Consider the following 26,075-nt stretch of genomic DNA (forward strand, 5'->3'; position numbering starts at 1 on the left):
GATAGGTCTTCCCGGGGACGGCGTTGTCCATGATGTCTTCCTCCGACTTGTAGAGCACTGTGAGATAATTCACTTTGTAAACACCAGTCTGTGGTGGCAGAACCACGACCCGGTGTCCCAATTTGGAACACTTCCGATCCACCCGAAAAGTCGCGATTCATACTCATTCGGCAATAAACCCGACGGCCTTCGGACGGCATACGACATGGCAAAGGGGCAGTATGTCCGACCCGGTGCGCGAAGCTCGCGAGCAGTTGATTCGCGTTGGCCTAAGTGGAAAGTACGGGTCCAGCGACGCCGTCCCGGATGTGATTGTCCGAAGCTGGCGCCGATCGATCAGCAGCGCAGTAAAAAGCTCCGTCACGTCTCAGCGGTATCAGGACGTCGACACAGACTCACTGCTGTGTCGGGCTGCAGTGCCCGTCCTCGACCGGTGGCAGCACCAACTGGCAGACACCGGCACAACGCTCTTCCTGAGCGATCGCGGCGGCAGCATCGTGGCCCGGCGAACCAGTGACAACAGTGAGCGACGCCGACTCGACAGCGTGCACGCAGCAGAGGGCTTCGACTACTCCGAGGACGCCATCGGCACCAATGGACTCGGGACTTCCATGGTGGAAAAGCGTCCCATATTCGTTAAGGGTAGCCAGCACTACAATGACGCATTGGCCGCTTTGGCGTGTGCGGCCGCCCCGGTCTATACGCCGGCAGGCTTGGTCGTGGGCTCAGTCTCACTTGGAGGGCCTGTCGAGGCTGCAAGCCCAATCATGCTGTCGCTCACTCGGGAGATCAGCCAACAGATCGAGGAGAGGTTGCGGGCCTCCTCCAGGCCCCAAGACCTTGCGCTGGCGATGTCTTTCATGCGCTTCACCAGCTCACAGCGACCCACAGTGGTGATGGACAAAGAGTCCATCCTTGCCAACACGCGGGGCCTGCCGTACGTCAACGTCGCATCACACGTCATGCTCTGGGAACTGATCAACTCCCACAACTGGTCCTCCAACAGCACGCTTCGCCGTCATTTGGAGGAGACTTTCATTGAGATCACGGCAAGGAGGGTCGTGGATGGGCCGCGCGAACACTTCGTGGTTCATTTTTCCAATTTTGGCGAAACTCCAGACCACGATTCTGGAGTGGCGGTGCCCTCTAAGACGACCATTACCACGCTAGGGCGGGATAACACCGCCCCAGCAGTTGTCGTCGTTGACGGACCGCGTGGTTCTGGACGGGCGACTGTAGCCGGACGGCTGCGCACCACGCGAGAACGTGTGGCACGTCTTGAAGTGTTTGTCGTATCCGCAGCGGCGGCTCCGCCGTGGACGACCGTGGAGGGCCTCTTAGCCGGCGGCACGGACGTCCTGATCCGGCGCGTGGAGGAGCTAGCCGAGAACGAGATCCCCAGTCTCGCCGGCGTCGTGGAGCGGCAACGGAAGGCGCGTGCAGCTGGGCAACGTGCCAGCAGCCTGTTGCTGACCTCCTGGCGCGACCGAGCTGCGCCGATTGCCCAGGCGTTTATCGATGCCGCCGGACCAGCGGAGCATACTGAGTGCTTGGCTCAGCGCCCGGAAAGGATTCCCGGTCTGGTGAAGGTCCTCCTGAACGTCGTTGATCCGGAAGCGCGTCACACCATTTCGCCGGCTGCTCTGCAGTCGATGGTCCAGTGGAACTGGCCCGGCAATATCAGCGAACTCGCTGACACCGTGGCAGGCCTCGTACGTGAGGCAAAAGTATCAGTCATCGAACGACGACACTTGCCGAAGCATCTACAGCAGTCACCGCCACGACGCCACATGAGCATGATGGAGACGGCAGAGCGCGGGGCCATCATCAGGGCGTTCGACGCAGCCGGAGGCAACAAATCCGAGGCCGCAGCGCTGCTGGGTATGGGGAGGACGACCCTGTATCGGCGGCTGCGCCAACTTGGCCTTGATACGGGCGAAGGGTCGATCTGATATTCAAGGCTGCGCTTCGCTGATGTCACGGCCCGCGTCGGGCCATCGAGGCTGATGACTTCGTCCACTACGGCCTGTAGGGCCGGACTTGTGTCGTCCCGACGCCACCCTGCCGTCAGGTGGATATCGGCGGTGGAGTCATTAGGAGGGACGAACACCACATGTGGATCCTTCGCCTTACGCGCGACAGACGCCAGTGTCAGATGGCATCCAACTTCGGCGCTGACCATTGCCAACGCCATCTGCGCGTCCGGGGCCGCCCTACGATGGCGGCAACAAGGCCGTTGGCATAGGCCAGCCCTCGAGGCCACTCAGGCATGACTGCGCCTTCGGAGAGGGTTAGCGAGATGAGGCCTCGCCAGCAAGCCTGGCAAGCTGGGCCACTAGTTGGTCAGTAGAAACGCCGGCGAAGCATTCCGCACGAGTCCACGCGTCGTCGTCGGCGATCGGACCGCGACTTCGGCTCCGCGCAAAGGCACGAGCAAAGGCACGAGCAACTCGGTAACAGGGGCATTCAACGCCTGTCCAGTGGAAGTGTCAGCGCGAAACGGGTATTGCGGTCCAGCAGGCGAGTCCCAAGTTCGGCCGCAAGTTGTTTTATCGTCCGGCGGCGGGGCGGACGGGCGATGGGGAGCCGTTCGGCGGCCCGGCCGAAAATGAAGTTCCTGGGCAACTGTTAGGAATGCCTGCAGTTGTCCGGCGCCCATGAGGAAATCTTCGTGCCCCGGACAGAACTGTGCAGAATTTGGACACTCCAATCAATTGCGGGTAATCCACAGGCAGGATGAGGATGTGCCGCAATCGCGGGACATCCCTGCAGCTCAACGACGAGCTTGTGGGCAGTTACGGAACGATCCCGGGAGACGGACGGCACGGAGTTGACCAGAAGTGTTGAATAAGGCTCGAAGGCTTCGCCTCTGGCCGCAGCACGGGGCAGCTCCACGGAGAGGCCCGGTCGATCTCTGCGCCTCTTGATCAAATGCTCCCACTAGAGCTGAAGGAGACAACATGTCAGGACGTGTAGAGGGACGCAGCATCCTTATCACAGGTGCAGGGAGCGGTATGGGCCGGGTCATCGCCATCGCGCTTGCAAAAGAAGGGGCGAACATAACTCTCTTCGATCTAAACCTTGCAGCGGCCAACGCTGTGAAGGACGAAATCACCCTTGCGGGCGGTAGCGCCGTTGCTGCTTCGGGTAATGTCGTCGACCGAGCCGACGTCGCCATGGCAGTCCAGACCAGTGTCGATTCCTTCGGTCAACTCGACTGCATGTTTGCCATTGCGGGCATAATAAAGCCGACACACTTCCTGGAGACCACCGAAGAGAACTTCCGAAGCACCCTGGACGTGAACGGCCTGGGAACTCTTATCTGCCAGCAAGAGGCTGCTAAGCAGATGATCAAACAGGGCAAGGGTGGCAAGCTCATAGTCACATCGTCCATCGCGGGCCGGCAAGGTTACCCGAATTTCGCATCTTACTGCGCTAGCAAGTTCGCGGTGACCGCTTTGAACCAGTCGGCTGCCCATGCATTGGCGAAGCACAAAATCACGTCCAATGCCTTTGCGCCCGGCGTTGTGGACACCCCGCTATGGAAGAAGCTCGACCTGGACCTCATGGACATGGGAGATACATCCCGTCCTGGCGAAGCATTCGAGTCCTTTTCCGGAGCGAACCTGATCGGCCGCAAAGGCGTTGCGGAGGACGTGGTTGGCACGGCCCTCTACCTCGCATCTTCGGACTCCGACTATATGACTGGCCAGACCATCATGATCGATGGCGGTATGGTACTCGTCTAACGTCACCAATATGCTTGGATGCTTCGAAGGGGCCAGCGCCGAACGAGGAGATCGAACTTCTCGATCGGCGCTGTCCCGTTCTAGGGCAGAGCACCTTCGGTGAGCTCATGTGCCTCCGCGGAAGGCTCATGGTTTATGGGTACGGCGACCATTCTCAGCAACCTCGACGAAGCGCAGTCCGGACTCACGAGACGTTTGCTTTCTAGCGTGGATGAGTAGTCCAGCCAAGCCTTCCACGATACTCAGCGCCCCGGAACTAAGCGCGGCCTTCCTGGATTTTCAGCGACGACCCCTGGCAAGGTGTTTTGGACTCGGCACCGCATCCACTTCCGATGGACCTGCTCTGCGCCCACACCGTCTACGGAACCAGCTCGAGGCATCAGCGCTCAAGCTGCTTGACTGAAAATTGGCGTACCACGGCTTTGGTACTCAGCCGCCGATTACTCCCGCGAGGCAGTCACGGATCCTGACAATCTCCGGGGAGCGCCGCGTCCAAAGCTCCTTTCCACGACATGGCCGGCACCAGGCTGCGACAGATGGCAGGAACCACCGCTGCATCCAGGCTTCCGCGCCCGTTTAGGGCCCGATTGTTAGCGGTTCAGGCGCGAGGCGCACGTCCGGTTGTCCGGAACAGCGGAGCGTGTCGTTTGCTAATTTGGCGGGGCGCCGGCTTTGTTCTGGGTGCCGGCAGGAAACCCCGCAGCTCCAGGTCGCGGGCGACTCTCCCCGATTCACCGACGGCCCTTTTCTGCCGCTTGGCACGGCGTGGACGGTCGTTGCCAGAAGGCTTTTTGAACCTTGCCGCGGATCTCCCTGCTCGCAGTCCACGGACTCCTCCCGAGCTCCGCGGCAATTGCACTGGATACGGGCGGCGGGCACGTAGCAGGTCCGCTATCTTAATCCGTTCCGACTCGGAGAGACTGGGCGGAGATCAGCGCACGCCGTTGCCGAGAAACCGACGGGGCGCCCGGGACTTCCCGGGTCCTTTCATCTCTGCCAAAATTGCAACTCCCAATGCGCACAGTTGTTGTAGCGACCACTGGTGCCACGCCCCCGAAGCGCTCACGCCGTTCCCACTCGGACATCTTGCCTGGCGTCGTTTAGGCCAATACGGCGGTGGTGCCGTTTGACCCGTCACAGGGCTTACCCGGGCCGGGGTCGCAAACACTCCCCCACGCAGACCACGGTTTTGACGCCTCACGCATCTATCGCTGTGCCTTCCAAGGAAGGCTCCCGATCTTCCAGATTTCTCTGGGACCAAGTCCTCGGTCGACCACGCCGGTGGATTTCCCGGGGCGCTCCGCTGGCAAGACAGGAGCGCCCCGGCAACCATGCTGTCCCTTTTTGGGTGAGAAGGTTCTCTCTCAGGTGACGGCTAGGTGAGGCTGGCGCCGCCTCACAGAGGCGTTGTGGGCAACCACTTTAGCGATGGCGAACTCCAAAAGGATCACCACCAGCAACAGGACGCCCGTGAAGAGCTCGGTGACGAAGGCCTTGACACCGATCGACGACATCCCCGCGGCGAGGACTGCAGTGATCACGATACCGAACGCGACATTTATCATGCCTCCGCGCCCACCGGTGAGGCTGACTCCGCCAATGAGGACTGCGGCCAGCGCTAGAAGCAGCATGTTGGCCAGTCCATCCGGCGTTGCAGACCCGCCGCGGAAGGACGACAGCGCGCCTGCCAAGGCGCCGCAGCCGCCCGAAATGGCAAACGCGAGCACCAAACGCGATTTGAGCTTGACCCCCGACGCGACAGCCTCCTGACGGGCTCCGCCGATCGAAGATATCTCACGGCCCCATCGTGTCCGCGCCAGGAAGATGCCAAGAACGGCGAGCACCACGATGGTTGTCAGGGACAGGGGCGTGAAGACCCAGATCCGGACCATGAGTGCGTCGCTCAGGTTGTAGTCGGTGAGGGTGACCGGGACGCCGCCGGTCGCCAACCAGGTTGCGCCACGGAGCAGGATCAGCGTTCCGACAGTGAACACAAGGGAACTGATTCCCAGCCGAGCAATCACCCAACCTTGGAGCGAGCCGAGCAGCACACCCACGACTGTCGCAATGAGAATGCTCGCGATCAGGCCAAGGCCACCGAGCTGTACCGCAATAGCCCCTGCAAACGCGGCCATCGACGCAACTGAGAGGTCGAACTCCCCCGCGATCATTGTGACCGCCAGCCCGGCCGCGATGACACCCAGCGGGATGAGCCGTTCAAGCGACGAGAAGAGCGCAGCCTCGCCACGGAAGCTGGGCGAGACCACCGCCATGATGCCGATAACCAGGATGAGGACGAGGATTTGGAGCGCGTACTTGAAGGCGAACTCCTTGGCTGCATTCATCGAGTACTGACCTTTCTAAGAACGTGAAGAACTACGACGAGTACGACGACGATGCCGCCGACAAGGAACACGCGCCAGCCGGCGTCGAGACCATGCAGGAGCATGATGTTTCCCAGGGCCACAATGAGCAGCGCACCGAGCGCAGACCGGGTGGGTGATCCTTCACCGCCGGATACTGCCGTGCCCCCAACCAGAACCGCCGCAATGACGTCCATGGTGAGTCCGGCAAGGTCATTCGCCTGCATCTGATGCAGTTGTGAGGCATTCAGTGCTCCGGCGACCCCGAGCCCCACCCCAAACGAGATGAAAGCCCAGATGGTAGTCGCTTGGGCAGAGATGCCGCTGTTCCTCGCTGTGGCGCGGTTGGCGCCGAGCAAGTGGATGTTGCGGCCGATAAGTGTGTGTTCGGTGAGGAACCAGGCAACGGCCGTGAAGAGCACGAAAATGTAGACAGGCAGCGGGATTTCCAGGAAGGTCCAGGTTGCCAGCCACGCCACGTCAACGCTGCCCGCAGTGACCACCGCACCTTTGGTGGTGATGGCCACCAGACCATAGATAACCGAACCCACGGCGAGGGTGGTGATAACGGGGTTGAGACCCGCTCCAACGATGAGGCCCTGCATGACCCCGAGTGCGACCGAGAGCAGGACGGCGGCGCCGAGCCCCGCGAGCGCCGATCCGGTCAATCCTGAAACTGCGAGGAAGATGATCCCGGCGAGCACCGTGGACGATGCAATGCCTAACGAGAAGAAGTTGCCGGAAATCGTGATAGCGGTCATCGAGACAGCGATGATCCCGACGATTGAGGTGTTGATGAGAATGGCTCGGACGTTCGCAAACGTTGCGAAGTCGGGCGTGCTGAGTGCCGACACAACAAACACTGCCACCAGAAGAAGCGGGAGCGTGTAGTTGTTGATGAAGCGCACCAAGCTGCCCCGGTGTGATGGCGCTGTGAAATTGGCGGCAATGGTTGCTGCTGTACTAGTCATGATTCACTTCCTCACGATGCATTACTTCGCGAACGAGGGCGGATTCGGTCCACTCTTCGGCTGGGCGGATTGATGTTTGTTCGCCGCGGAAATAGGTGGCGATTGTGTCAGAGAGACCCAGAACCTCGTTGGTGTCCGAGGAGCTGACTATTACGCCTACCCCGGAGTCGCTGAGTCGTCGGAGCTGCGCGTAGATGTCGGCGCGCGCGCCGATATCCACGCCGCGGGTAGGCTCCTCAACGAGGAGGACCCGCGGGTTGATTCCCAGCCATTTGCCGAGGGCCACCTTCTGCTGGTTCCCACCGGAAAGCGTTCCAACGTTCGAGTTCATGCGCTTGAGGTCGATAGCGAAATGACCTGCATAGCGATTCGTCTCGTCGACCTCCGCCCGTGCGCTTACAAACCCTACTGCGGACAACCGGTGCAGCCAGGGCGACGATAGGTTCCGGCGGATCGGAACTCTTGCAAAGATCCCGTCCTTCTTGCGATCAGCGGAGCAGTACGCGACGCCCGCGGAGATGCCGTTCTGCCGCCCGCGAGTGTTGAGTGCCTGGCCGTCGACGATTATTTCACCGGACACAATTTCGCCGACGCCGGCAAATGCCTCCATCAGCTCAGATGTTCCAGAGCCAAGCTGCCCCGTTAGCCCCAGGATCTCTCCCCTTCGGAGAGTCAAATTGATCTCCGATCGGAGCTCGGGAATCCGGAGTCCACGTGCCTCCATCACGACTTCACCCACTGCGGCGGCCTTTCCGGGATAGAGGTGGCCCAGTTCCCGGCCGATCATCTTGGCGACAATCGTCTCGACGTCGAGCTCTTTGACCTCGAGAGGGGCCTCGCTCATGCCGTTACGGAAAACGGTAACGCGGTCAGCAATCTCGAAAACTTCACCCAGCCTGTGGGTGACATAAACAACGCTCCGCCCCTCCGACGCGAGACGTTTGACGGCACCAAGCACTCGGACGATCTCCGCATCCGAGAGGGCGGCGGTCGGCTCGTCGAAGATGATGACCTTGGCATCCCTGGCAAGCACGCGCGCAATCTCAAGAAGTTGCATCTCAGCAACTGAGAGTTCCTCAACCGGAGTAGACGGGTTCATGCCTGCCAGCCCGACGCGCTCAAGAACCGCCACGGCGTTGTCATTCAGCTTGCGGGGGCTCCACCACCAGGGCGCGGCTAGCTGACCGAGCACGAGGTTCTGTGCCACCGTCATCGTTCCGACCGTGCTGAACTCCTGCTGGACGACGGCGATTCCGGCGGCTTGTGACAGCGAGACGCTGGAGATGTTTGCTGGTACTCCGTCGATCTCGATGGAGCCCTTGTCGGGTGAGACGAGGCCTGAGATGACCTTGACGATCGTGCTCTTGCCTGCGCCGTTCTCGCCCAACAGGGCCATGACCTCGCCGGCTCGGAGCTCGAAGTGCACGTCCGACAGGGCGTTCACTGCTCCGTAAGACTTGAAGATGCCGCTCGCCTTAAGGCGGAGGGGAGTGCTTCCAGTCATTGGTTTCTCCTCGGTTTACATGGGTGGTGCATAAATGCGCCCACCGGATAGGTGCGGAGCCTCGGATAGCTCCGTTTGAGGGAGGTATCCGAGGCTCCGCGGTTGGAAACGGACTCCAGTTGTGAGGTCCTATTTGCCCATCAATTTGTCGAACGAGAGGCCCCAGATGTCGAAGGAGGCGTTGTTTTCGGCTGTCACCTGGGGGTTCATCATGTACGTGGCCGTATGCGGGGCCTCGACCTTGAGTTCGGGCTTGCTCGACGAGGATTCAATGGTGACTTCGCCGGGCTGCACCTGACCTGTGGCGATGTACTGGGCAGCGGTCCGAACGACGAGTGCGCCCTCGATCACGGGAGACTGCAGGGTAGCCGACCAGATCTTGCCGCTGCGCAGGTTCGTCATGTCGCCGGAAGAGGTTCCGGTGATCAGGATGACGTCCTTTCCCGGCTTCAGCCCGTTTTGCTCCAGCGCCTGCACGACACCATTGGCTACGTCATTGCTGTGTGCATACACGATGTCGATGCCCTGTCCAAGGAAGCGCGGAATGACCTGGCTGGCTGCTTTGAATCCGCCCTGAGCGTCAACGGTCGGGGTGGGTTCGACGGCGAGCACATTGAACGCGCCGGGCGTTGCTTCCGCGAAGGCTTTCTCTCGGTCGTCACCAGCGGCGTACCCGGCAGTGAACCGGATCTCTACCACGTTAGGCTTGCCATCGGGCCCGTGAAATTTGGCCCCTTCAGCCTTGAGCTTCTCGACGGCGGCAAGAGCGTTTAGTGCGGCTTCCTTGCCGATGCCCGTGTCCGAGACCCCCGCGTATGCTTTCACGTATTTGGACGCCTCGGGGGTGACCAGGTTGTTGAACTGGATGACCGGTGCCTGCGCAGAAAGCAGGCGAATTGAGTTCGTTGCGGCCGCGGCGCCGGCCGGCCACATCAAGACTGCGGCCGCACGCTCACCGGTGGCGAGCCACTCCTGGACCTGCTGATCTTGCTCAGTTTGGTCCCAGTTATTCTCCACAATGTTGACGGTGTAATTGAGGGACTTTGCTTCGTCCTTGATTGACTGGGAGGCAGCCGCCAGATACACGTTCGAGGTCGAAGGCATGAAAACCTTCAAAAGAGCGCCACCGCCATCTATGCTTCCAGTGCCGGCAGCTTGGGTGCCGACGTTGGCGCCCGGAGAAGGATTGCCGTTAGTGCCGCAAGCGGCAGTAGTGGTAATTAGACCGGCAGCCAAAACCGCGACAGCGATTTTTCTCCATGTAGCCAGATACGGATGATGCATTTTCTATGCTCCTTTGAATAGAGTGGGTTCGGGCTAGAAATGCAGGAGAGGGTACAGAGAATTCTGTGTATGGGGCAACGCCATTTCGTTCCACGTGCTTCGTAGGGCTGCGGGCGTATTCCTGACCTGTTCCCAGGTTCTAGCCCGAGTTATTGGATTCTTGCGTAGAAACCCCCGGGATCCGCGCTATGTACAGAACTTGAACACGTTACGTCGAGGGTGTCCGCTCACCAGAGCGCTGGCGCCTCAGGCTCCGGAGGTCAGTTGTACATTGCTTGCGCGCCGGACGGTGATTGCCCAGTGACGCTTCCTTAGGGTCCGCTGACTTCCGTCGCGGCCAATGTCCCAAAGCGAGGGCCAGTTGGTGTCTGAGGTTTGCTCTCCGTGGAGAGTTCGAGTTTCCGTTCTGGGAATGCGTTGAGGCGGGCGCGCAGGCATTCCGATGTGGCAGGGTATCGACCCGGTCTCGTTCATCTGGGACGTCATGGACCGGATCTCCCATGTGGACCGCAAGGACACCAAGCTGCGCCAGACCGGCCGGAACGGCGTCCTCGGCTCCCACCTGGTCTGGGGCGACCCCCCGCCGGGGCTGATCACCTCTAATTCGGCGTCCAATATCGAAGATGAACGGCGCTATCGATGTTTATGGGTCAAAGTAGGAGAGCTTCTCCCGCTGATCACGTTGTCGCGACGGACAGGTTGGAGAAGAAGGCAACGGTTCCGATGTCAACGAAGAGCCCGACGCTGCCACGGGCCGGCTGTGCCTTGGTTTCAGTGAGATCCAGAATCTGCGTCCCGTCGATCATGACCCGCAGGCTCCTGTCCTGCACTTCAATGCGCAGACGGATCCATTCGTCCGGGCCGATGTCGGCCCCGGACTCGTAGCGGCCGTCCGGGTACTCCTCGCGGAGGCGTTCATACTTCCATTCCGGGTACGCGAAATACTGCACCGCACGGTTTATCCGAGGCCCCGGCGGGTCAACCTTAGCCCCATTGAGAGGCCGGATATAGACAGCCTCAAAGCTGTCCAAGCTCTCCGTTATCCGGTAGGCAAGGCCAGCGAATGCCCGCGCAAAGTCGGGCGCATTCGCACTGAGCCGGCTCAGCACATCGACTTCGACGGTGCCATTTTCGAAATCCGCGGGTATCAGGACGAATGTGGGCTGGTCTATGTAGTCGATGCCAGGGACGCCTGAGGCGGCGGCGTCGGTCAGTTCGATGCGAAGTGCCTGACGGCCTGCAACACTGACGCTCTCGGCTGTGACGGAGTTCAGCGAGGCCCCGGCGGGCAGGTTTTCCAGTGCACGCACCGCCGTGCTGTTCGGCTTCAGATCGTTCATCATGAGTTCCTTTCCTCGGAATGTCCCGAGGGGACGTCGGATTGTCCGCCCAGCGTGACCACGAGCTTGCCGGTCACCGAGCCGTCCTCCATGTCCTGGTGCGCCTGGACAATGTCCTCGAAGGGATAGACCTTCCCTATTGGAATGTGCACCTCCTCTGTTGCCACCGAGTCGAGGAATTCCTGCAGGACAGCACGGGGGAGGTCTTCCGCACCGCCCGAATAGGCGGTAAGCCGCACACCGTTGGGGATGTAATCAATGGGGTAGAAGTCTGGCACCGTCCACTCGTCCGACAGCATGCCGGTAAAACAAACAGTCCCGTGCACGGCGGTGGCCCGGAGTGTGTCGCGCAACGTCGGCGTTCCAACGAGTTCGACGGCGCCTCCGACGCCATCGGGGCAGATCGCCCGCACATCCTCGGCGATGCTTCCGGTGTCGATGATGGCATGGTCTGCTCCGGCGTCGAGCAGTGCCTGCGCCTTTGTGGGGTTCCGGGTGGTGGCGAGGACGGTGATGCCGCGGCGTTTGGCCAGGACGACCAGCGCCATGCCGATCGATGAGGTGCCGCCTCGGATCAGGAGGCTGCTGCCGCGGGCGGCGTTGACGCCGACGGTCAGCGATCCATTGGCGGTTTGCAGCATTTCCGGAACTGCACCCAGGATGGCCCAGTCAAGATGGCTTGTGAACGGGACGACATTCGACGCTGGCACCGTGACGTACTCGGCGTACCCGCCGTCGAACGTTCTGCCCATGCCGCCCATCAGGGCGGCCACCTGGCTCCCCGCGTCAAACTCTCCGCCGGGTGCCTCCACCACCACGCCCGTGGCTTCGATGCCGGGGATGCGGGGAAAGGAGCCAAAGGATCCCAGACCACGCCGGAAATGCAGTTCGGAACGGTTCAGTCCGAAAGCATGGACCTTGACTAGGACCCAACCGGGCCTGGCAACTGGCCGGGGCACCTCCCGTATTTTCAGGGCGTCCGGGCCCCCGGGTCCGTCGAGGACGACGGCGCGCATCGGGTCAGGCATGGTCCTTCACTCCTTGTGAATCGGTGTCATGTGAAATATCCAGGTTCACTGGGTTAGCCATGGATGGTTCTGTTTGGCGCGCAGCAGTCTCGGGACCGCGCCGGATGGCCGGGATGGCGGCGAGCGCAACGGCCGTAATCAGGAGTCCGGGCACGAGGGGCCATTTGGTCGATTCAGTAAGCGTCTGCACGGCGTAGGGAGCGATGCCGCCGAAGATCGTGGTGGCAACAGTCCCGCCGATCGCCAAGGCGGTCAGGCGCCCCCTGACATCGAACTGTTCAGGAATCGCCGACGCCCCCACGGCACTGAGGCTGCCCGCAAGACACGCAAGCACCACCACCGCCGCGACCGCGACTCCCACGTCCGGTTGGCCGGCCGCAGCGAACATCGGGACCGGGAGCACAATCGCCGCAGCCGCAAGGACCAACAGAGTCGCACGCCGCCCATACCGGTCGGACAGCCAACCTGCCACGGGAGAAGCAAGGACGACGACGCCGGCCGCAAGCGTTGCCAGACCCATGGCCGAGGATTCGCTCCATGCCTGGACCGAAATCAGGTACGTGGGCAGATAGATGATCCCCACATAATAGGCAGCCGAGCACAGTCCCGAAATGAAGAACGTACGAACTACCGCACGCCACTGACGCCGCAAAATACGTACTATTGGCTCCCGCTGTGCCGCCAGCCGACTTTGCAGGAACAACGGGGTTTCGGGGAGGGCCGACCGGAGAGCCAGGATCACCGCAGCGAGAACGCCGCCCACAACGAAGGGGATCCGCCACCCCCACTCCTCGACCTGGGAAGCGGAAAGCGACAGAACCGTCAGGGCCGAAATGCCGGCCGCCAGCAACGCACCGATTTCGCTGGCCGCCGCAGCCAATGAGGTAACCAGTCCGCGGTTCCTTGCCGTGCTGCTCTCCAGGAGGTAGGTCATGACCCCGGTGTATTCGCCGCCAACAGAGAACGCCATAACGCAACGAAGGGCAAGAAGCCACAAGGCCGCCGATTCACCCACCTGGGCGAATGTGGGCAAAGCAGCCATCCCGGCCGTGGCCAGGAACATCAACGCCATCGACGCCAGAAGAACCGGGCGCCTTCCCCACCGGTCACCCACATACCCAAACACCAGCCCGCCCACGGGGCGCAGCAGATACGAGACAGCAAACGTCGCCAGTGTCATCACGACGCCCGTCGGGCTGTCGCCAAAAAAGACCCGGGACAGCACTGAACTCAGGAAGAGGAACAGGGTGAAGTCGTACCACTCCACCACGGTCGAGACCACAGCTATGGCGAGGCGGCCGCGGGAAAGACCCGGCCTGCCAGAACCGGGGACAAGCAATGAGGGCATGGGAGGTCCTTCGACGGAGGATGCAAGACCCCAGCATATACCTCGAAACGAGGTAATGACGAGCTAATGCCTCGTTTCGACATATTCATGTCATGTAGCATGGCGTTCGTGCTGGAATTGATGATTTTGGGCTTCCTTTCAGAGGGCCCGCTTCACGGCTATGAACTGCGCCGGAAAATGAACGAACTGTACGGCTTCGCCCGTGAAATCAGTGACGGGAGCCTGTACCCGGCCATCCAACGCCTGATCAAGGCCGGCGCCATCGTCCGGCATGTCGAGAAGGGACGCGCCGCGCAGCGCCACACGCTAGAACTCACACCAGAGGGCAGGAAAGAACTCCACCAGCGACTGCGGAGTGCATCAGCCGGCGACGTGACCGACCTCGGCAAGTTTATGGTCGTTCTCGCCTTCCTGTCCCAGCTTCCCGACATCAACGACCAGCACGACGTACTCCGGCGCCGCCTCCAGTTCCTCGAGGCCCCAGCCAGCTTCTTCTACGACAACGGCCGCCCGCTGCGCCGGGCAGAAATACAGGACGTCTACCGCAAAGGCATGCTCACCATCGGCCAGGCCGCCAGCCGTGCCGAAATCACCTGGATTCGGCAATCCCTGGGCATCTGACGTACGCAGACAACTATCGGCGTTAGAAAAACCCTGGAAAAACTCGTGCCAATAGCGCGACCACACCTCGAGTGGCTGGTGGCCCAGACCAACGAGAGTGCACACCTGATCGCCCCTGAGGGGCGCATGGTTCGGATCATCAACTCTGTTGAGGGGACGCAGATGCTCCGCGTCGGCAGCCGCGTTGGCGTACTAATACCGGCATACAAGGCCGCGGCGGGCCTCCTCTTCCTCAGCGGCATGTCCATGGAACGGCTTGCTGCCATCTTCGCGGATGGCCCTCCCCCGGGTTCCGGGGCAGAGACCATCGAAGAGTTCACGCATCACTCCAAGTGAACCGCCCTACGCGGTCTCGCTTGGCAGGGCGGGGGGTCAACACACTGGCAATGCTGGTGACGGGCCAGGACAACCGGCGCGTGGCCGCAGTGGCCATGTCCGCGCTAGCGTTCCGCATGCCTCCCCAGGGGATGCCGGAGGTAGCAGCACTCGTTAAGGAATGTATTCAAAGGATCCAGGCCAGCGTTCTGGATCGCACTTAGGTCGCTGTTCCGCATAGAGGAATTATTCTGCGGCCCGCTGGAACAGGCGGTGGCGCGTTTTGACCGCTTAACCGTACTGCGTTGGCCAATCGGATTCGTGGCCAAGCGCTTCCGCGGCGTGCCTGGCCCAGTAGGGATTGCGGAGCATTTCCCGGCCCACGAAGACCGCATCCGCTCTGCCCTCATCGAGGATGTCCTGGGCTTGCTGAGGGTCGTTGATGAGCCCGACGGCGGCCGTGGGGATCCCCGCGTCAGCCCGGATTGCCTCGGCAAAGGGCACCTGGTAGCCGGGACCGGCCGTGATCCGGGCATCGGGGACCAACCCGCCCGACGAGACATCCAGGAGGTCGACGCCGTGAGTTCGGAGCAGGGCCGCTAAACGCACACTGTCAGCGACGGACAACCCTTCCCGCGGGTCGCTTAGGTCTTCGGACAACCAGTCAGTGGCGGAAAGCCGGAAAAAGAGAGGGAGTTCCGCGGGCCAAACCGCCCTGACGGCATCCACGACCTGCAGCGCGAAACGAGTGCGGTTCTCGAATGAGCCGCCATATTTGTCGGTACGGCCGTTCGTGTGGGGTGAGAGAAATGAGCCTATAAGGTAACCATGGGCGCCATGGATTTCAACGACCTGGAATCCTGCATTGCGGGCGCTCCCCGCGGCGGCAGCAAAGTCCTCCACCAGGGCCAGAATTTCTTCTCGACTCAACTCCTCTGGCGCCCGCCAACGCCCGTACGATATCGAACTTGGACCCTTGACGGGCCAGCCCTCCTCGTCGACTGGGAGCTGTCCACCAGTCAACCAGGGCCGGTCTGAAGAGGCCTTGCGCCCGGCGTGTGCGAGCTGGATGGCAGCGACCGCACCGTGTTCGCGGATGCCCCTGGCTATCCGGCCGAAGGCTTTCTCTTGTTCAGCGTTCCAGCCCGAGGTCCCACGGCGTAATCCGCCCATCGAACCGGACAGCCGTGGCCTCCACCATGATCAGGCCGGCTCCCCCTGCAGCCCGGCTGGCGAGGTGCGTCAGATGCCAATCCGTGGGGCACCCCGTTTCGGGGCCGCGGCTCTCCGCCGAGTACATCACATTGGGGACATCCACACGCGGTTGGGTATCTCCAACGACCTGACGGTATAGGGCTGAAAAAGGGAACTCACGGCTCGACTCCTTATTGCAAGGGGACTTTTGGGCAGACGACGCCCGTCGAATCAGAGTGACATCCAGGCCACCTGCCGTCCAATACCTATTTCACGGAGGATTTATGCAGTTCGCTGCAAATATCTTGTCATTGCAGCGTGCACTCCCCTTGATGACTATTACGAAATTGTCATCAATAAGCGCGCTAATAAGTATTGGACTGTATAGCCGACAGCTGGGATCGTAGTCCCTAAGACAAACTGCCTTCAGAAAGAGTTCAGGACGATGAGCAATTACGCAACCACCAACCCGGCAACCGGAGAACGCGTTGCAGAGTTCCCGTCCCTCAGCGACGAGGACGTACAGGACGTACTGAAGCGCTCATTCACGCAATACCGTGAATGGCGCGCCGTTCCGCTCGCCGAACGAACTGCCATCCTCAGCCGGGTTGCCGAGCTGCACCGCGAACGCTCCGACGAGCTGGCCGCCGTGCTGACCCTTGAAGTAGGAAAGACGACGGCGGAGGCCAAGGGCGAGGTTGCCCTCGTCGCCTCCATCTATGACTACTACGCGGACAATGCCGAACGCTTCCTCCGCGAGGAGCCCCTGGACGTCAAGGGGACCGGCAGGGCTGTGGTCCGCACCGAACCCATCGGACCCCTCGTTGGCATCATGCCGTGGAACTTCCCGTACTACCAAGTGGCCCGGTTCGCCGCGCCCAACATCGCTCTCGGCAACACCGTCATCCTGAAGCACTCCCGCAATTGCCCGCAGTCGGCGCTGGCCATCGAATCGGTCTTCCGGGATGCCGGGCTGCCGGCCGACGTCTACATCAACGCGTTTGCTACCAGCGGCCAGATCGCCACAATGATCGCGGACCCGCGGGTGCAGGGCGTCTCCCTGACGGGATCGGAGAAGGCCGGGTCCGCCGTCGCAGAGGTCGCCGGACGCCACCTGAAGAAGTACGTGCTGGAGCTGGGCGGTTCAGACCCGTTCATCGTGCTGCCGGACGCCAACCTGGACAAGGCCGTGGCCGGCGCCGTTTCCGGCCGCATGTACAACGGCGGCCAGGCCTGCACAGCGTCCAAACGTTTTATCATCGTCGGCGACATCTACGACGAATTCCTGAAGCGCTACACCGATGCCATGTCCAGGATCACGCCCGGTGACCCCACGGATGCAAAAACGAACTTCGGTCCCCTGTCCTCCCAGTCCGCCGTCGAAGAAATTGACGAGCTGGTCCAGGACGCCGTCACCAAGGGCGCAACCGCTTACACCGGCGGTGCCGGCCCAGACGGACCGGGCGCCTACTACCCTGCCACGGTGCTGACCGGCGTGACACCCCAGATGCGCGCCTACTCGGAAGAGATCTTCGGCCCGGCAGCAGTGGTCTTCCATGTGGATTCCCCCGAGGCTGCCATCGACCTGGCCAACGACTCCCCCTACGGCCTGTCCAGCTCCATCTACACCGCCGACGTCGACTACGCCCAGCAGCTCGCCGACCAGTTGGAAACCGGCATGGTATGGGTCAACAGCATCAGCCGCAGCGCCCCCGACCTGCCCTTTGGCGGCGTCAAGCGTTCAGGCGTCGGCCGTGAACTCGCCCAGTACGGGATCAACGAATTCGCCAATAAAAAGCTCGTCCGGATCCCCAAGGCATAGATCCTGCGACGAAGACTTCGAGGAGCATCGTGACGATTGAAACAAGCCCCCCCAGTGCAAGGCATCGGGCCGCAGAGTTCGCGGCACTAGACGCGCCGCTCGGCTCTGACATGTTCGGCCGCACCGGCAGCGGCCCCCTTGCCGGGCTCCTCGTGGCCGACTTCGGCCGCGTGCTTGCTGGCCCGTACTGCACCATGCTGCTGGCTGACATGGGCGCCACGGTGGTGAAGATCGAAAGCCCCGACGGCGACGAAACGCGGGCATGGAAGCCTCCCGTCCGGGACGGCCAGTCCACCTACTACCTCTCGATTAACCGGAACAAAGGCTCCATCGCCCTCGATCTCCAGGACCCCGAGGACCGGCGCATTGCCCAGGAGATCGCGGGTCAGGCGGACGTGGTGGTGGAGAACTTCAAGCCCAACGGCCTGAACAGGTTTGACCTGGACTATGACACTGTCGCGGCAACAAACCCCGGCGTTGTCTACGCATCCATCACCGGATTCGGGACGGCAGGCGGCGCGTCCCTCCCCGGCTATGACCTCTTGGTCCAGGCCATGTCCGGACTCATGAGCGTGACCGGCTCGCCCGAGACTCCCGCCTACAGGTCCGGCGTGGCCGTGTTTGACGTGATGACCGGCCTGCACGCGGCCATCGGCATCCTGGCCGCCCTCCAGGAACGCCAGCGCAGCGGAAAAGGCCAGCGGATCGAAGTCAACCTGATGTCCTCCGCCCTGTCCGGCATGGTCAACCAGACCGCTGGATACCTCCTCAGCGGCAGTGTGCCCACCCGGCTCGGGAACGAACACCCCAGCATCTACCCCTATGAGCCGCTGGCCACGGGCGAGGGCGACATTGTGATCGCCATCGGCAACGACTCCCAGTTCCGCCGGCTCTGCCAGGCGCTCGGCACGCCGGCCCTGACCGGCGACGACCGCTTCACCACGGCTCCCCAGCGCAGCCTCAACCGCAAGGCACTGAGGCCACTGCTGCTGGAGGCCCTCCGCAGCCGAAGTTCCGCCGAATGGTTCGAGGTCCTCACAGAAGCTCAGATCCCCTGCGCGCCGATCAACGACGTCCGCCAGGGCCTTGAATTCGCCGAACGGATCGGCCTGGAGCCCGTCGTCAAAGTAGGTACCGGCGACTCTGCTCTGCCGGGGATCCGCAACCCCATCACCTTCTCCGAAACCCCGGTCAGCTACGACATGGCCCCGCCGGATCACAATGCCCACCGTGAGCCCATTCTCGCGTGGCTGCGCTCAGCGTCCCCAGGAGCAGCGGTCCCCGCCGCAGCATCACCACAGTTCCAGCAAGCTTAAGAACAGAAAGTTCAATCATGACAACCACAGTCGATCAGCGCACAACGCTCTCCGATTACTTCCTGCTGGATGACGACCTCACCCCCGAGGAGATCGGCATCCGGGACAAGGTCCGTGCGTTCGCCGAGCAGCGTGTCCTGCCGGTCATCAACGAGTACTGGGAGAAGGCCGAGTTCCCCACCGAACTGCTGCCGCCGCTAGCCGAGCTGGGAATCATCGGCACCATCATCCAGGGCTATGGATGCCCGGGTATGAGCCGTAAGGCCGCCGGCATGGTGGCCCGCGAGATGGCCCGCGCCGACGGCAGCCTCAACACCTTCCTCGGCATCCACTCGAACCTCTGCATGGGCGCGCTCAACCTCCTCGGCGACGACGAGCAAAAAGAACGCTGGCTCCCAGCCCTGGCCCGGATTGAAAAAACAGGAGCCTTCGCCCTGACCGAACCGGACCACGGCTCGGACTCCGTCGCCCTGGAGACCAGCGCCCGCCGCGACGGGGACCAGTGGGTCTTGAGCGGCCACAAACGGTGGATCGGCAACGGTCACGTCGCGGACGTCATTGTCCTGTTCGCCCGCAACACCGAGGACGGGAACGTCAACGCGTTCGTCATCGAAAAGGACGACGACGGCCGGTACCCGGCGGGCTACTCCCCCATCGTGATCACCGGCAAGGTGGGCAAACGTGCCATCCTCCAGGCCGACATTGTCATCGAGGAAATGCGCCTGCCCGCGGCCAACAGGCTTGAGGGGTGCCACTCGTTCCGTGACGTGTCCCGCGTACTTCAGGCTACCCGGGGCGGCGCAGCTTGGGAGGCGGTTGGCCATGCCATGGCTGCCTTCGAAATTGCTTCCGATTATGCGCAGACCCGCATCCAGTTCGGCAAACCGATCGCGTCGTACCAGCTGGTGCAGTCACGCTTGGCGAACATGCTCAGCGAACTCACCACCATGCAGCTGTTGTGCAACCGCATGGCCGAACTCGCGGACCGGGGCCAGCTCACCGTCGCACAGGCGTCGATGGTCAAAATGGCAACCGCCCAAAAAGGAAAATGGATCTGCAACGAGGCACGTGAGCTGCTCGGCGGCAACGGCCTGCTGCTGGAGAATCACGTCATCCGCCACATGACCGACATGGAAGTAGTCTCCACCTATGAGGGCACCGACTCCATGCAGGCTCTCATCGTGGGCCGCGACATCACCGGTATCTCCGCCTTCAACTAAGCTTCCCGGTCCGCCATCGCGGATCGCGACAAATGACCGCGGCAGAACGCCAGCGACACGAACAAAGGAATGCAAACATGGCCGAGGCCTTTCTAATTGGCGGCGCCCGCACGCCCGTGGGCCGCTATGGCGGTTCGCTCTCTTCCGTGCGTCCGGACGATCTAGCGGCACTCACGGTGCGCGCCGCCGTCGAACGCGCCGGCATTGACCCGGCCGTGGTGGACGAGGTGATCCTCGGTAACGCCAACGGTGCCGGCGAGGAGAACCGCAACGTCGCCCGCATGGCGTGGCTGCTCGCCGGCTTCCCCGACACCGTCCCCGGCATCACCGTCAACCGCCTGTGCGCCTCCGGCCTGTCCGCCATCATCATGGCCTCGCACATGGTCAAGGCCGGCGCCGCGGACATCGTCGTCGCAGGCGGCGTGGAGTCGATGAGCCGTGCCCCCTGGGTCATGGAAAAGCCGGACAAAGCCTTCGCCAAACCCGGAGCCGTCGTTGACACCTCCATCGGCTGGCGCTTCCCCAACCCCGCCTTCCTGTCCGGGGAACTCTCCCGCGACGGCAAGGCCGCGTTCTCCATGCCGGAGACCGCCGAGGAAGTGGCCCGCGCCTACAACATCTCGCGTGAAGACTGCGACGCCTTCGCCGTCCGCTCCCACGAACGCGCCCTGGCAGCCATCATGGCCGGCCGGTTCGCGGATGAGAACGTGCCCGTCCCGGTCAAAGGCCGCAAAGGCACACAAACCATCGTGGACACCGACGAAGGCCCCCGCCCCGGAACCACCACGGACGTCCTCGGCGCCCTGCGCCCGGTAGTCAAGGGCGGCAGCGTGGTCACCGCCGGGAACTCCTCGACGCTCAACGACGGCGCCTCGGCGATCATCGTCGCGTCCGAAGCCGCCGTGCAGAAATACGGCCTCACCCCCCGCGCCCGCATCCTCGACGGCGCGTCCGCCGGCGTGGCACAGGAAATCATGGGCATCGGCCCCGTCCCGGCCACCCGCAAAGTCCTGGCCCGCGCCGGAATCGCGGTAGCCGATCTGGCCGCCGTCGAACTTAACGAGGCCTTCGCCTCCCAGGCCCTGGCCTGCATGCGCGAACTTAAGCTCGAACCCGACACCGTTAACAACGACGGCGGCGCGATCGCCCTCGGCCACCCGCTCGGCTCCTCCGGCTCCCGACTGGTCATCACCCTGCTCGGGCGCCTCGAACGCGAAGCCACACCGGGCCGCAAGCTCGGCCTCGCCACCATGTGCGTCGGCGTCGGACAAGGCACCGCACTGCTGCTGGAAGGCATCTGATGACAGAAGTAATGAACGACGCCGGAACGTGCCTTGATACCTCGGGATTCGTCACGCTGCTGGTTGAGGAGCGCGAGGACCGTTTGGCGGTCCGGCTGCACCGGCCCGCAGTCAAGAACGCCATCGACCAGGCAATGGTGGACGAGCTGCACGCCGTGTGCGCGCACCTCGAGCGCACACCGAAAATCCTGATCCTCTCCGGCACGCCCGCCAACCCCGAAACCGGAGCCAAAGCCGTCTTCGCATCCGGCGCCGACATCGCGCAACTGCGCGAGCGGCGCCGTGCCGACGCGCTGGCGGGAATCAACTCCGGCATCTTCGACCGGATCGCGAAACTGCCCATGCCGGTCATCGCCGCGCTGGACGGCTTTGCGCTCGGCGGCGGCGCCGAGCTTGCCTACGCCGCCGACTTCCGCATAGGCACAGCGGGCCTGCGGATGGGCAATCCGGAAACAGGGCTCGGCATCGTCGCTGCCGCAGGCGCCACCTGGCGACTCCGCGAGCTTGTCGGTGAGCCGCTGGCCAAGGAGATCCTCCTGGCCGGGCGCACACTGACCGGCGATGAGTGCCTCCGGGCACGGCTCATCACAGAACGCGTCGAGCCCGGAGAACTCCTGAAGGCGGCTAACGCACTGACCGACCGCATCGCCCGCCAGGATCCCCTCGCGGTGCGCCTGACCAAGACCGTCTTCCACGCTCCGCGGGAGGTCCATCCCGTGATCGACACCCTCGCCCAGGGCATCCTCTTCGAATCCCAGGCGAAGTTCGACCGCATGCAGCAGTTCCTCGACAGGAAGAAATAGCCGTGACCACCAGCAACGAAACAACTCCGACAGCACTCATCCCGGCAACAGTCGGCGTCCTTGGCGGCGGCCGCATGGGTGCCGGCATCGCACACGCGTTCCTCATCCACGGTTCGAAAGTGACCGTCGTCGAGCGTGACGAGGAAGCCGCCGGCGGCGCCCGGGAACGCGTCGCCGCGTCGGTTGCGGCGTCGTTCGAGCGCGGCGTGGTTACAGGCGACCGCAACGAGGTTCTTGACCGGTTTTCGACAAGCGTCGACTACGCCGAATTCGCATCGTGCGACCTGGTGGTCGAGGCCGTTCCCGAGGATGAAAAGCTCAAGACAGCCGCACTCACGGCCGTGGCTGAGCACCTGGCCCCGCATGCCTACCTGGCCACCAACACGTCATCCCTGTCAGTCAGCGGACTGGCCGAATCGCTCGCGCGGCCGGACCAGTTCCTGGGCCTGCACTTCTTCAATCCCGTCCCCGCCTCAACGCTGATCGAGGTGGTCATCGCCGAGAAGACCTCCGAAGAGACACTCGCCGCGGCAAAACAGTGGGTCTCAGCACTGGGAAAAACCGCGGTGGTGGTCCGGGACGCCCCCGGCTTCGCTTCGTCCCGCCTCGGCGTGGCCATTGCGCTGGAGGCGATGCGAATGGTCGAAGAGGGAGTGGCCAACGCCGAGGACATCGACAACGCCATGGTCCTGGGCTACAAGCACCCCGTAGGGCCGCTCCGCACCACGGACATCGTGGGACTTGATGTGCGCCTTGGCATCGCCGAATACCTGTATTCCACCCTGGGCGACCGCTTCGCACCGCCGCAGATCCTTCGTGACAAGGTGGCGGCTGGCGAGCTCGGCCGCAAAACCGGCAAAGGCTTCTACGACTGGAACTGACCAACCCGTCCTCTTCCGGGCAACAGACGTCTTACCCGGCAGCGTGACGGCCATTGATTCAGTCCGGCCACTCGAGTCCAGCCCAGTGATACCGTTGACTCAATAAAATCAGCAGGAAGAGAACCATGGATGTCGGCCAGATGAAGGCTTTCCTTGCCGTGGCGCAGGAGCTCCATTTCGGGCGGGCAGCAGAGCGCCTGCACATCGCCCAGCCGCCCCTGAGCAGGATCATCAAACAGCTTGAGTCCGAACTGGGGACCCGCTTGCTGGACCGAAATACCCGTTCTGTGAAGCTCACGGCCAGCGGACAGGCGCTCATCGCGCCAGCAACCGAGGTTGTCGAGGCCCTCCGCCGCGCCGAAGAGGCCGTCCGGTCGGCCGAGAACGGCGAATCTGGGCTGGTGCGGATTGCCTTTGCCGGCGTGTCCACACACCAACTGGTTGCCCGGCTTGCCAGGCGGGTAAAATCCAACCGGCCGGGGATCCAGCTGGAGCTGTCCAGCCAGAACTTCGCCCAGCCCGCAATGAAGAAACTGGTACAGGGGGAGACGGACATCGCGCTGGGACGCTGGGATGTCATCCCAGCGGAGGTCTCCTCCCGGGTGGTCATGCGGGACTCGCTCGTGATGGCAATGCCCGATACCCACGTGCTGGCCAGCGCACGCCGGCTGGGGATGAAACGGCTAGCCGGCGACAGTTTTATCTCACTGACCCCCTTCGAAGGCGCGGTCCTGCCTGATCGGCTCCGGCGACTGGCGCACGACGCCGGTTTCGTCCCAGACATTGTCCAGGTCGCACCGGACACGCAGACCGCACTGGCGCTGGTCAGCGCCGAAGTGGGCTGCCACCTGACCCTCGCCTCGGTTGCGAGGCATGCCACCGATCCGCATGTGGTCTTCGTCCCGCTCGAGGACTCGACGGCCGACGTCCACCTGAGGGCAGCCTGGCGGCGCGACGACCCCAGCAAGGTGCTGAAGGCCGTACTGGATGAAGTTATCAGCCTCGATGAGGCCACAGAGGGCTGAGAACCCGGCGGCCCGCCGTCGACCGCTTCAGATGGAACCTTCGCCGGTGTCCAGTCCCAGCTGACGCAGTTTCCTGTACAGGGTAGTCCGCCCTATCCCCAACAGCTCAGCGGCCTCGGACTTGTTACCCCCGGCCGCATCCAGCGCCCGGATAATGGCTTCGCGCTCTGCCGTTTCAATGAGGCCCATGTGACGCCGAGGCGGTGCCTGCTGCAAGTGTTTCGGCAAATGTCGGCGCTCGATGACCGTATTGTTCACACCCCTGACCAACTCCGCCACTGTCTCAGCCAACTCGGCGATATTGCCGGGCCAATTCCACTGGACCATGGACTGCAGTGCCGCCGGCGAGATCGTGTGCCGTGCTTCCGAGTCAACCACATTAAGGATTTGCCTGACCAGGCCTGGGATCCTTTCGGGAGTCCGGGCCAGTGCCTCCGTCCGCACGGCTGGACCACCGGCGTCGAGGAAGTCCTGAACTGCCTGCGCAGCATGATCCCGCGAGGATGTCAGGAGGAGGCTGCCTGTGCGCTCCCCGGATATCCGCGCCTGCCGGTGCCTCTCTACCAGGCTGGCCAGATGCACAACCTCCCCCTCTGAAAGCTCCTCCAGGCGGCGGAGCAACACGTCCGCGCCTGCTACCAGCAGGTCCTCCGCGGTGGTCCACGGTGGGGCCGCCGCGGCGGAGGCAACAAACACTTCAACTGTTCCCCCACGCGTGCGCAGCTCTTCTGCTGCTGTTGCCCGTCCGGAGCCTGGCGGTCCTTCAACAAGGACCACGACAGGCGCGGCGTCGGCCGTGGCCTCCGGGTCCGCGGCCCGGAATGGCACGATCAGTCCTGTCCGAGGCTCAGCAGGCTCTTGCACATCTTCGAAGTGCACCACGAAGTGCTCGCGCGGCCCGTCGGCTACGCGGCGCGCCATCACCTCGATGGCGGTCCCCTCCAGCCGGTGGCGCATAGGGCCGTTGACGGACCAATTGTGCGCGTTAAACAGTTCCCAGAGCATGACATGTGATGCCACATTGACGTACGGCAGCCCCGGCGTATTGGCCAGAATGGACTCCCGGTCCATCACCACCGTGGGCCGTTGCGAATTGCTGAAGCGCATAAACGACATCGCCAGGGCCAGGTCCTGGGGCCTGGCGGATGCCCGGAGCCTCTCCGCGATCTGCTGGCTGATCTCTCGGGTGAGGGAAAGCATTATCGGGTTCGCAGCTTCGGAGGGGCCGGCCAGCGCTATGGAGCCGAGGACCAGGCCGCTGGGTGATATCACTGGTGCAGCCGCGCACGCGTTAACTGCCAAGACTTCGCTGTAGTGCTGGCTTCCCTTGACGAAGACGGGGCGCCCCTCAACCATCGACGTTCCCAGCGCGTTCGTTCCAACCGCGTCCTCCGAGTAGTCGAAGCCCTCCGCGGCATGCACGCTGTCGAGACGCCGGCGCTCACTGCTGTCGCTGGTCCGCCGGGCAACGATGCGGCCCCCGCGATCGCTCAGGAAGAGCGTTGTGCCGGTGTCAGCGAGTTGCTGTTGCCAGCGGTCAAGCACAGGGAGGGCTGCCCGGCTCACCAAGGAGTCCGTGTCCACTTCCTGATAGTGCTGGGGCGGTACTGAGCTTTCGACGGCGTTGCCGAGCGAGCGCCGCCAGCTCCGCACAATCAGCTCGGGCACCTCTTCGCTGGCTTGGTACGGGCCTAGCAGTCCACCGCGTATCAGGCGCTCCCGCGCCTCTCGCACCGGATCGGACATATCTTGCACCTTCAAAAGTTCGGAGCGCCGCCCGGTCGCTTGTTTGGCTGCTAGACACTCTTATCGATTATGACGGTACGGGTATCAACGGCGGCACCGCGGGCTGGGCGGAAGTGTTCCAAATCGGGACACCGAGTCGTGGTTCTGCCACCACAGACTGGTGTTTACAAAGTGAATTATCTCACAGTGCTCTACAAGTCGGAGGAAGACATCATGGACAACGCCGTCCCCGGGAAGACCTATC

Annotated in this window: 22 protein-coding genes and 1 pseudogene; 12 read left to right on the forward strand and 11 right to left on the reverse strand. The window is 62.8% G+C overall.

What is annotated here, in order from left to right; all coding sequences use genetic code 11:
- Positions 1-221: 221 nt before the first annotated feature.
- Entirely contained in the window at positions 222-1,952 is a 1,731-nt protein-coding gene (locus ACX80V_RS21590) for a helix-turn-helix domain-containing protein (protein WP_485844869.1), read from the forward strand.
- Positions 1,953-2,466: 514 nt separating this feature from the next.
- Here ACX80V_RS21590 and ACX80V_RS21595 read toward each other — a convergent pair.
- The gene (locus ACX80V_RS21595) at positions 2,467-2,625 is read right to left on the reverse strand and encodes a LysR family transcriptional regulator (RefSeq protein WP_485844870.1); all 159 of its coding nucleotides are present in this window, start codon (positions 2,623-2,625) and stop codon (positions 2,467-2,469) included.
- 335 nt (positions 2,626-2,960) lie between these two features.
- Between ACX80V_RS21595 and ACX80V_RS21600 the strand changes: the two genes are divergently transcribed.
- The gene (locus tag ACX80V_RS21600) at positions 2,961-3,749 is read left to right on the forward strand and encodes an SDR family NAD(P)-dependent oxidoreductase (protein ID WP_104063819.1); all 789 of its coding nucleotides are present in this window, start codon (positions 2,961-2,963) and stop codon (positions 3,747-3,749) included.
- A 1,364-nt stretch (positions 3,750-5,113) separates the two neighbouring features.
- On the opposite strand, the gene ACX80V_RS21605 is transcribed toward ACX80V_RS21600, so the two are convergent.
- The 4 genes from ACX80V_RS21605 to ACX80V_RS21620 all read right to left on the reverse strand — a co-directional run bounded on the left by ACX80V_RS21605 (position 5,114) and on the right by ACX80V_RS21620 (position 9,871).
- On the reverse strand, positions 5,114-6,094 hold the full coding sequence (locus ACX80V_RS21605) for an ABC transporter permease (RefSeq protein WP_485844871.1): 981 nt from the start codon (positions 6,092-6,094) through the stop codon (positions 5,114-5,116).
- Positions 6,091-7,083: an ABC transporter permease gene (locus tag ACX80V_RS21610; RefSeq protein ID WP_459310207.1), complete on the reverse strand. Its 993-nt coding sequence runs from the start codon at positions 7,081-7,083 to the stop codon at positions 6,091-6,093. Before ACX80V_RS21610 ends, ACX80V_RS21605 begins: the two co-directional genes overlap by 4 nt.
- On the reverse strand, positions 7,076-8,587 hold the full coding sequence (locus ACX80V_RS21615; RefSeq protein WP_459310206.1) for a sugar ABC transporter ATP-binding protein: 1,512 nt from the start codon (positions 8,585-8,587) through the stop codon (positions 7,076-7,078). Before ACX80V_RS21615 ends, ACX80V_RS21610 begins: the two co-directional genes overlap by 8 nt.
- A 129-nt stretch (positions 8,588-8,716) precedes the next feature.
- Positions 8,717-9,871, reverse strand: coding sequence for a sugar ABC transporter substrate-binding protein (locus tag ACX80V_RS21620; RefSeq protein ID WP_485844872.1), 1,155 nt, complete (start codon positions 9,869-9,871; stop codon positions 8,717-8,719).
- A 442-nt stretch (positions 9,872-10,313) separates the two neighbouring features.
- Here ACX80V_RS21620 and ACX80V_RS21625 point away from each other — a divergent pair.
- Positions 10,314-10,517 (forward strand): annotated as a pseudogene (locus ACX80V_RS21625) (sugar phosphate isomerase/epimerase); the annotation flags it as partial.
- A 31-nt stretch (positions 10,518-10,548) separates the two neighbouring features.
- On the opposite strand, the gene ACX80V_RS21630 reads toward ACX80V_RS21625, so the two are convergent.
- Genes ACX80V_RS21630 through ACX80V_RS21640 form a run of 3 tightly spaced genes read right to left on the reverse strand, consistent with a single transcriptional unit; the run spans position 10,549 to position 13,587 of the window.
- The gene (locus tag ACX80V_RS21630) at positions 10,549-11,211 is read right to left on the reverse strand and encodes a 3-keto-alpha-glucoside-1,2-lyase-like domain-containing protein (RefSeq protein ID WP_485844873.1); all 663 of its coding nucleotides are present in this window, start codon (positions 11,209-11,211) and stop codon (positions 10,549-10,551) included.
- Positions 11,211-12,239 (reverse strand): zinc-binding alcohol dehydrogenase family protein, encoded by a 1,029-nt coding sequence (locus ACX80V_RS21635; protein ID WP_459310203.1) that lies wholly within the window; start codon positions 12,237-12,239, stop codon positions 11,211-11,213. Before ACX80V_RS21635 ends, ACX80V_RS21630 begins: the two co-directional genes overlap by 1 nt.
- Positions 12,232-13,587, reverse strand: a complete 1,356-nt coding sequence (locus tag ACX80V_RS21640) for an MFS transporter (protein ID WP_485844874.1) — start codon at positions 13,585-13,587, stop codon at positions 12,232-12,234. The genes ACX80V_RS21635 and ACX80V_RS21640 overlap by 8 nt, the downstream gene beginning before the upstream one ends.
- A gap of 66 nt (positions 13,588-13,653) precedes the next feature.
- On the opposite strand from ACX80V_RS21640, the gene ACX80V_RS21645 reads away from it, so the two are divergent.
- Together ACX80V_RS21645 and ACX80V_RS21650 are read left to right on the forward strand one after the other, a co-directional pair.
- Positions 13,654-14,208, forward strand: coding sequence for a PadR family transcriptional regulator (locus tag ACX80V_RS21645; RefSeq protein WP_485844875.1), 555 nt, complete (start codon positions 13,654-13,656; stop codon positions 14,206-14,208).
- A 45-nt stretch (positions 14,209-14,253) separates the two neighbouring features.
- Positions 14,254-14,544, forward strand: coding sequence for an IclR family transcriptional regulator domain-containing protein (locus tag ACX80V_RS21650; RefSeq protein WP_485844876.1), 291 nt, complete (start codon positions 14,254-14,256; stop codon positions 14,542-14,544).
- A gap of 270 nt (positions 14,545-14,814) precedes the next feature.
- On the opposite strand, the gene ACX80V_RS21655 is transcribed toward ACX80V_RS21650, so the two are convergent.
- On the reverse strand, positions 14,815-15,696 hold the full coding sequence (locus ACX80V_RS21655; RefSeq protein WP_485844877.1) for an oxidoreductase: 882 nt from the start codon (positions 15,694-15,696) through the stop codon (positions 14,815-14,817).
- Entirely contained in the window at positions 15,656-15,841 is a 186-nt protein-coding gene (locus ACX80V_RS21660; RefSeq protein WP_485844878.1) for a hypothetical protein, read from the reverse strand. Before ACX80V_RS21660 ends, ACX80V_RS21655 begins: the two co-directional genes overlap by 41 nt.
- Before the next feature lie 321 nt (positions 15,842-16,162).
- On the opposite strand from ACX80V_RS21660, the gene ACX80V_RS21665 reads away from it, so the two are divergent.
- The 7 genes from ACX80V_RS21665 to ACX80V_RS21695 all read left to right on the forward strand — a co-directional run bounded on the left by ACX80V_RS21665 (position 16,163) and on the right by ACX80V_RS21695 (position 24,085).
- On the forward strand, positions 16,163-17,539 hold the full coding sequence (locus ACX80V_RS21665) for an NAD-dependent succinate-semialdehyde dehydrogenase (RefSeq protein ID WP_485844879.1): 1,377 nt from the start codon (positions 16,163-16,165) through the stop codon (positions 17,537-17,539).
- 29 nt (positions 17,540-17,568) lie between these two features.
- A complete protein-coding gene (locus ACX80V_RS21670) occupies positions 17,569-18,855 on the forward strand; it encodes a CaiB/BaiF CoA transferase family protein (RefSeq protein WP_485844880.1) in 1,287 nt (428 codons plus the stop codon).
- 17 nt (positions 18,856-18,872) lie between these two features.
- On the forward strand, positions 18,873-20,075 hold the full coding sequence (locus ACX80V_RS21675) for an acyl-CoA dehydrogenase family protein (RefSeq protein ID WP_485844881.1): 1,203 nt from the start codon (positions 18,873-18,875) through the stop codon (positions 20,073-20,075).
- Between the two features lie 77 nt (positions 20,076-20,152).
- On the forward strand, positions 20,153-21,376 hold the full coding sequence (locus tag ACX80V_RS21680; RefSeq protein ID WP_485844882.1) for a thiolase family protein: 1,224 nt from the start codon (positions 20,153-20,155) through the stop codon (positions 21,374-21,376).
- Entirely contained in the window at positions 21,376-22,179 is an 804-nt protein-coding gene (locus tag ACX80V_RS21685) for an enoyl-CoA hydratase/isomerase family protein (RefSeq protein ID WP_485844883.1), read from the forward strand. The genes ACX80V_RS21680 and ACX80V_RS21685 overlap by 1 nt, the downstream gene beginning before the upstream one ends.
- Positions 22,180-22,181: 2 nt before the next feature.
- The gene (locus tag ACX80V_RS21690; protein WP_485844884.1) at positions 22,182-23,060 is read left to right on the forward strand and encodes a 3-hydroxyacyl-CoA dehydrogenase family protein; all 879 of its coding nucleotides are present in this window, start codon (positions 22,182-22,184) and stop codon (positions 23,058-23,060) included.
- 125 nt (positions 23,061-23,185) lie between these two features.
- Positions 23,186-24,085 (forward strand): LysR family transcriptional regulator, encoded by a 900-nt coding sequence (locus ACX80V_RS21695; RefSeq protein ID WP_485844885.1) that lies wholly within the window; start codon positions 23,186-23,188, stop codon positions 24,083-24,085.
- Between the two features lie 27 nt (positions 24,086-24,112).
- Here ACX80V_RS21695 and ACX80V_RS21700 read toward each other — a convergent pair whose 3' ends face one another.
- Complete coding sequence (locus ACX80V_RS21700; RefSeq protein WP_485844886.1) at positions 24,113-25,831, reverse strand: sigma-54-dependent Fis family transcriptional regulator; 1,719 nt, start codon at positions 25,829-25,831, stop codon at positions 24,113-24,115.
- Between the last annotated feature and the right edge of the window lie 244 nt (positions 25,832-26,075).

This window comes from Pseudarthrobacter arbutini, from assembly GCF_054510915.1.